Origin of the sequence: Trichocoleus sp. FACHB-90 (genome assembly GCF_014695505.1) — a bacterium.
Classification (GTDB): domain Bacteria; phylum Cyanobacteriota; class Cyanobacteriia; order Cyanobacteriales; family FACHB-T130; genus Funiculus; species Funiculus sociatus.
Genome location: NZ_JACJOK010000050.1, coordinates 1 through 7,414, shown reverse-complemented (window position 1 = coordinate 7,414; position 7,414 = coordinate 1). Strand labels below are relative to the sequence as shown.

At 44.4% G+C, this 7,414-nt stretch carries 7 protein-coding genes; 5 read left to right on the top strand and 2 right to left on the bottom strand.

Annotation, left to right across the window (positions count from 1 at the left end; all coding sequences use genetic code 11):
* Positions 1-235 precede the first annotated feature (235 nt).
* Together phaC and phaE are read right to left on the bottom strand one after the other, a co-directional pair.
* The gene (gene phaC, locus H6F74_RS14030) at positions 236-1,291 is read right to left on the bottom strand and encodes a class III poly(R)-hydroxyalkanoic acid synthase subunit PhaC (protein WP_190442082.1); all 1,056 of its coding nucleotides are present in this window, start codon (positions 1,289-1,291) and stop codon (positions 236-238) included.
* Positions 1,292-1,298: 7 nt separating this feature from the next.
* Positions 1,299-2,084, bottom strand: a complete 786-nt coding sequence (gene phaE / locus H6F74_RS14025; RefSeq protein WP_190442080.1) for a class III poly(R)-hydroxyalkanoic acid synthase subunit PhaE — start codon at positions 2,082-2,084, stop codon at positions 1,299-1,301.
* Positions 2,085-2,519: 435 nt separating this feature from the next.
* On the opposite strand from phaE, the gene hflX reads away from it, so the two are divergent.
* From hflX to H6F74_RS14000, 5 genes are all read left to right on the top strand, one after another.
* Positions 2,520-4,232: a GTPase HflX gene (gene hflX, locus H6F74_RS14020; protein WP_190442078.1), complete on the top strand. Its 1,713-nt coding sequence runs from the start codon at positions 2,520-2,522 to the stop codon at positions 4,230-4,232.
* Between the two features lie 322 nt (positions 4,233-4,554).
* Positions 4,555-4,845, top strand: coding sequence for a hypothetical protein (locus H6F74_RS14015; RefSeq protein WP_190442069.1), 291 nt, complete (start codon positions 4,555-4,557; stop codon positions 4,843-4,845).
* A gap of 320 nt (positions 4,846-5,165) precedes the next feature.
* Positions 5,166-6,128, top strand: a complete 963-nt coding sequence (locus H6F74_RS14010) for a hypothetical protein (protein WP_190442068.1) — start codon at positions 5,166-5,168, stop codon at positions 6,126-6,128.
* Between the two features lie 5 nt (positions 6,129-6,133).
* A complete protein-coding gene (locus tag H6F74_RS14005) occupies positions 6,134-6,274 on the top strand; it encodes a hypothetical protein (protein WP_190442066.1) in 141 nt (46 codons plus the stop codon).
* A 240-nt stretch (positions 6,275-6,514) separates the two neighbouring features.
* Complete coding sequence (locus H6F74_RS14000) at positions 6,515-7,192, top strand: hypothetical protein (RefSeq protein WP_190442064.1); 678 nt, start codon at positions 6,515-6,517, stop codon at positions 7,190-7,192.
* Positions 7,193-7,414: the final 222 nt, after the last annotated feature.

Below are 7,414 nucleotides of genomic sequence, written 5' to 3'. Positions count from 1 at the left end.
TGAAACCATCACCCGCTACTAGGTTCTTCTCTCAAAACTATACCTGTTATGCCTTTGAGCATTATTTTAAGTATTTTGTCTGATTGTTAAGAAAGATGCGGGTAATGGATAGCCGATCAAGGGGAGGGGTCACAACCTTCGCTAATTGACCAACAACATCTTTTCAATCGCCAGATATTTTTGCTTGCATTGGAATGCACTCGCGATCGCAAAGCTTTAGATAGCCTCAACTGTTCTAAGTTCGCACCTTAAGCCAATCGACAATAGTTGGAGGAAGGTTTCGCTGCACCTTACTGCTGACATACATCCCGATGTGTCCAACCGGGAAGGAGCGCACGGTGTAGTCTTCGCTCCCAATGTACTTCTCAAGAGCCAAGGAGGATGCTGGAGGAACCAGATGATCTTGCTCGGCGTATATGTTCAAAATCGGAATGCGGATGTTTCCCAGATCCACTCGCTTGTTGCCAATCTCAACCTCACCTTTAATCAGTTTGTTTCCCTGGTAGAAGTCCTTCATGAACTGTCGGTAAGCCTCTCCAGCTTGGTCAGGACTATCGAAAATCCACTTTTCCATGCGGAGAAAGTTGAGCAGCTTGTCCTCGGATTCGATAGTATCCAGAAGGTCAATATACTTCTGGATTCCTAACTGAAATGGCTTCAGCAGCAAAAACTCTAAGTTCATGAAGTCGCCGGGGATGTTACCCAGAGTATCTACCATTAGATCCACGTCTAGCGCTTGTGACCCTAGAGTGCTTCCACCCCAAACATTGAGCAGTCCCTCCTTGATGTGAAAATCAACCGGAGTGACCATAGTAATCAGGTTTTTCACCTTCTCTGGGTAAATGGAACTGTAGCAGAGACTAAAAGCACCTCCCTGACAAATGCCTAACAGGTTGATTTGCTCTAAGTTATGGCGATCGCGTACTACGTCCACACAGTTATTGATATAACCATTGATGTAGTCGTCAAGAGTCAAAAAGCGATCGCTTCGGCTCGGATAGCCCCAGTCAGTTATGTATACATCCATGCCAAGATTGAGCAAATTGGCAACAAGCGATCGCCCTTCCTGTAAATCGACGATGTAGGGACGGTTGACTAGAGCGTAAACGATGAGGATAGGAATGTTCAGGGAATGCTCCACCTTTGGTGTGAAGCGGTACAGCACCACCTTATCTTCTCGGTAAACCTCTTCCTTGGGTGTCACCCCAATCTGAATGTCCTCCTCGCGCAGGCGGCTGAAGCTCTCGACACCCTTAAACAGTTTTTGGGTTAGCTCGGTAAAATCGTGCATTGCATCCTCAAGACTCGCTGCGTTGGGATTCTCCTAAAGCTTTTTTAAGGCTTTTGATTTCCTTACGCAACTCGTAGACGTTACGGTGAATTTCATCAACTTCGCTGCGAGTTGGTAAGTTATTCATCTTCAGAAACACTTCCATTAGCTGTTGCTGCTGGAGCCTGTAGGTCATGGCTGCATTCAAGAATTTCCCCTGGATCTCAAGGGCATTCTGTGAACGGAACGTCTGCGCGAATGCTTGGTCAAATACCCTACTCCAGACTTGCTGAAACTGCCGCCAGTTCTGAAGCGTTTCGCCCTTTTCTTGGGAGGATGCCAATCGCATTAGCTGCTCAAAGGCTTTCATCCAGACATCGACCAGCACTAACTGATAGTCAAAGCTCGCTTTATAGAAGTTTGTCCAGGCATCAAAGCTTTTAAGCAGTTTGTTGTTGAACTCACGGGTATATCCGAGGCTTGGGCTTTGCAGTAAGTTGCCAGTCTGTTGATAGTCCCAGTAGAGGTTATTCAGCTCTATTGATGCAACATCGCCGCCCATCGCCTGAATCGCCATTTCTAGTGACTGGCGCAGTGGTTCTACCGAAAGCTGACCTAGCTTTTGCAGCCCCTCCGCATACAGAAGCCATAACTCGACCTGATTTTGAATACCGTTGACTGTAGCAGGCGTTTCGGTAGTTGTCACAGGCCTAATAAAATCAATCCAGCTTTCCCAGATTTTCTTTTGAGTCTCAGCCCACGTTTTCACCAGATTCTCAGTCTGTTCGACCCAGTAAGTAGCGTCTTTTTCCATTGTTGCTGAACTATTGGTGATGGAAGTGGGCAAAATTCATCTTAGATTTTTTCCTGTGGCAAGTTCGTCACCGTAGGTATGATTAGTGGGAATGCGATCGCATATTACTTGCATAGCCCATTTCGCGTTTTGAGAATCAGCACGCAGCTTGGTACGTGTGTAATTGTGCTATTCATCACCATTTATTGCCTTATAACCGGATTGCCAACAGCGCTGGCCAATCTCAAAAATAACGTCTTCAGCCTTCCACTTCGGCTTGGTTAGATAGAGTTCGGCGACCTTCTGTTTCCTAGATGTAGAATGCTTAACTTAATCCTATGTTGGTCAGTCGCCGATTCATACCCCTACTTAGTCCAAAGGGAAGATTTAGTCAATAAAAAAAATTAGTAATTATTGAATCAATGAACTTAATGCGCTAGTTTTCTAGCCGATCTTATGGAAACCATTTACGGGAATATACAAGGAGTAAAATCTAGTTACATCAAGCAACTACAGCGCCTGTACGAGCAACGGCAACCCTCCCATAGCCTAACTACTCCCGAATTCGCCCAAACTCTAGCAGCAATCAGTACAGAGATTCACCACCCCGTCTGCTGCTACCTTAATCGACGCGGGCAAGTAATCCGAGTTGCAGTCGGTACGCCAAGCCAAACTCAAATCCCGCTCCAAGACCTTCCCCGGCACAGTGCGGAACGCCTGAGTGGAATTCGCTGCATTGCCACTCAACTTAAATTAGAGCCACCTGACCCAGCCGCACTGACCGCAATGGCACGGCAGCGCTTAGACGCTTTGGTGTTAATCCCCGCTGGCAACGGAGCGGGACGACGGGACAGTGAAGCCACAGGCTTAGTCAAGGAAGCTTACCTAGCTCACCTTGTACCCGAACAAGAAACGCCTTGGATTGTTTCTCCTCGCCTCAGCCTAGATGAGCTGAACGAACAAGACTTTGACGACTTAGTTGATGAATGGGAAACCGAGTTCTCGGAATCAAGCGATGGAAAATCGCAATTCCAAGTAATTGAATCAGACTCTGACAAAGTGCTGCTGGTTGGGTTGATGACCGAGGACGTGTCTCCCCAACGGTTTCAAGATGGACTTGAAGAACTGATTCGATTAGTTGATAGTGCTGGAGGAGAGGTATTAGAAACAATACAGCAAAAGCGAAGTCGCCCCCATCCTCAAACAGTTGTCGGTCAAGGAAAAATTGAAGAAATTGCCCAACGCGCTCATCAACTAGGAGCCAACTTAATCGTCTTTGACCGAGATATTTCTCCTTCCCAAGCACGAAACCTGGAAGAGCAGATTAACATCCGCGTCGTAGATAGAACTGAAATAATTCTGGATATCTTCGCTCAACGCGCTCAATCCCAAGCGGGTAAATTGCAAGTGGAACTGGCGCAACTGGAATATATGCTGCCTCGGCTCAGGGGTCGAGGTCGGGAAATGTCCAGGCTTGGAGGCGGAATTGGTACCAGAGGGCCTGGTGAAACCAAACTAGAAACTGAGCGGCGAACCATTCAACGCCGAATCGCCCAACTTCAGCAGGAAGTTAACCAATTACAAGCCCATCGCTCCCGGTTGCGACAACAACGACAACAGCAAGAAATTCCCTCTATTGCGTTAGTCGGTTATACCAACGCGGGTAAATCGACCCTACTAAATGCGTTGACTCATGCCGAAGTTTATACAGCAAATCAACTATTTGCCACCCTCGACCCGACAACGCGAAAACTGGTAATTACAGATCCAAACACTCAAGAGCGGCGGTCTCTTCTGCTTACAGACACCGTAGGGTTTATTCACGAACTCCCGCCACCTCTAATGGATGCTTTCCGCGCCACTCTGGAGGAAGTAACTGAGGCGAATGCGTTGCTTCATGTGGTCGATGTGTCCCATCCAGCTTGGGAAAGCCATATCCGTTCAGTGATGGACGTGCTAGCAGAAATGCCTACTATTCCTGGTAAAGCTTTAATTGCTTTTAACAAGGTCGATAAAGTAGATAGCGAAAACTTGGCTTTAGCTCAGCAAGAGTTTCCTGAAGCGGTGTTTATTTCAGCAACTGGACGCTTAGGTTTAGAGACGCTACGCCAGCGATTGGTGCAACTAATTGACGAAGCTGGTTCACAGACTCCACTTATGAAAATGTGAATATTGCTGCTCGTAAGTTGGATTATCTAGCTGCCTTTCTGGATATGTCAACCAATTACTACGAGCTTACGGCTAGGCAAGCTGTAGCGAGGAATTTGATTTTACGAGCAGCAGAAGTAAAGGCAAAGACAAAAAGAAAAAGCACTAGGAAAAAGGAAAAAAAATAAAGATTAACCAGAGTGCGATCGCACTCTGGTTAATGTTTCCAAAATTTATCAAGGGCGATCTGTCTTGCGGCGGATCGCTTCGCTATCGCTTTTGTGCATTCTTCGCTATCCTAGGGGACGTGACGAATTTCCGATTTATTTCAAGTATTTAGGCGATGGAAGAAATTCTTCAGATAGTCAAAAAAGTCACTCTGGCGCTAGTTGGTGGTGGAGCAGCGTTTTTAGCTTTCTATCTGGCACTGTTTTTTTCGATTATGGTTCTGGTTCCTACCAGTTCTCCAAATCAACTAGAAGAATGGACAAACACTGTCACCACAGTGTTTGGTATCAAATTAACTGTACTCTCGCTACAACGATTGAAAGGGGCCGCCATTGGTATCAGTGTTGTCCTTCCCCTTGCTGCCGTTGCTTGGTTTTCACTCCGAGCATTCATTCACCAACGGTAGTAACAACAAATAATTTGCGCTCCGACAGCAGTTGAACAAAACAGAGGTTGAGTTTCCAACGCCCAACCCACTCTATGGGCTTTGTTGCGATCGCGCTGGCAAGTCAGCCCCTACATAGACGGGCTGAAAGCCAAAGTTAGCTTTAGCTAACTGGAAAACATTTCAAACCCGTTTTAAAGGGTTTGAGCTTTAAGCCTAAACTTTAGTTCAAGGCATTTATGCAAGAAGCCTATTAATTTTGTAACTTTTTGTAAAAGGCACCTCCTCCTAAAAATTAGGCTAAAAAGAGGTAGGCATCTAGTTAAAAAGGAGCTAAATTCGTGAGTCAATCTATTTCTAAATTGGTGGATACCCTGCCAACTAGCAGCATGACCGTTTATATGCTGCGATCGCTCGATTTTGTCGTTCCTGGTGAATGGCAAAACGTCGTGGGGTTTGAAAACACCATCCGTGCGGTGACAGGTGTTACCGACAGAGACTTGATTGAGGACATTGGCGACAGAGCGATCGCTCTGTACAACGACCCAACGGAAGTTTATCAACAAACCTTATGGCTTTACCAAACAATTGACCGTGCTGATAGCGCCATTGGTGCAGCAGCACTAGCGAACAAAGTTGGCGAGAAAATCAGCTTCCTGAATTTTTTAAACCAGCTTACTCCCAAACCAGATACCGTACAAGCCATCGATTTGTCCCTAAAACTGGTAGTAGAGTTGATTGCCTTTTGTCGCTTACACGGAATTCCTACCAGCATCGACGCATTTAGAACTTCTTTAGGAAACTATCACAATGAATCCATAATGCGGATGGCGGCTCTAGTTGCCGTTGATGGATTGATTCCTCTTGGCCCCGACTTCATCCTCAAAGCTCAATCAATTCTCGGTCAGCTTAATCCTTCGCAATTAGAAGGGAATACCGCTTATCAAAGTATCAACACTGCAATTCCTGGCGGCACTACGGCTGGTAAATTAGGCTTTATTGGTGAAAGTTTTGCCTCAGTTAACGGCTGGATGAGTAACTTTGTTGCATCTCATGGGTTAACACCAGAGAACGTTGTGGCGCACTTACAACAGTTTATGAATACTGCTGATAGTAAGTTGGATTATCTAGCTGCCTTTCTGGATATGTCAACCAATTACTACGAGCATACGGGTACCCAAACTGTGGCGCGAAATTTGATTTTACGAGCAGCAGAAGAGACTAAAGGTAAAGACAAAAAGAAAAAGCACAAGGAAAAAGAAAAGGAAAAGGAAAAGAAAAAAGATAAAAAAAAGAAAGATTAACGAGAGTGCGATCGCTCCTGATTCTCTCAAAGCTTATCGAGTGCGATCGCACAAAGCGCACCAAGGGAGCGATCGCATTGATGACACCAGCGACGAGGAAGTATAAAACTGGCGGGTTTGGTGAGTCTAGAATGGGCGGATTTTAATAAAGGTAGATTTGGGTTTCCTTGCGTCAACCCGACCTACTAGCCCGTCTAGAATAAAATGCTGGGTTGATACAATTCGCCAAATCAAAATTTTCCAAGATTATAGGCATTAGTTTACCCAACGAATTAGGCTAGACGCGCTACTACGGGCAATTTGCTTTCTCACTCAACCTACAGGCGAGTGATAGCGCTAAAATGTCATTAGTCCTGTTAAACCTTTATATTGGCTTGAATTGAATAATGGAACAATCTAATGCACTAAGGCGATTGGAGATTATTCTCGATGAGGCAGTCACGAATGGAAATGGGGAACAAAGTTCTGCCGCTATTTTATTGGAGGCAATGACACTTGCTGTTCAACATCGAAACATTGTGGATTTCTATGAACTTTTGAATAAAGCTGAGGAAGAAGCAAGAAAATTAAATAAGTTTCCGAAAATCGATAGATATATTAAAGTAATAGAGGAACTTCAGGACGTTTTTATTGCTAATCATATTTGGTCTTCAAAATGGAGTATATTTGCCGATTATATTGATAATAAGGGCGTTCTGAATACACTTGATGCACTAGCTAATTATCTGCATTCACAAAATCCTAAAATATTTATAGAGCAAGATTTTTTAAACGATCTCAATACCACGTTTAGTTCTCTAGTAGAGAAGGTTATGGAATCAGATTTATCTAAAGAGTTAAAGATATATCTAATCGAGAGAATTGAAGATATATTGAAAGCAATACGTAGATACGCCATTGATGGAACTGAAGGATTAGAAAAGGCTGCTAAGTCATTGGTAAATGATTTAGCCGTCACAGAGCATAATCTCGGCTCTCCTGTACTTATGGGTATAAGTAAAATTTATTTAAATAAGCAAGCTAGCAGCTTCTCTCGTAAAGATTCAAAGCTCTTAAAACCATAGCTCTGCCGAATAATTAACTTAATTCTATTATTAATTCCTTCCATCACTCCGCTCGTCGTTTTACTAACAAAGTAATGACTAATTTCAACCAGATGATTCTCAATACTATCAGGACTTACGCAACTGGCTCACGCGAGCGCCATTCAATAGTACGGATGTATTATTTACAGCGAACCGCCAAAGAGGCTCTTACTCAAATTAGTAATAGTAATTGATAGCGTG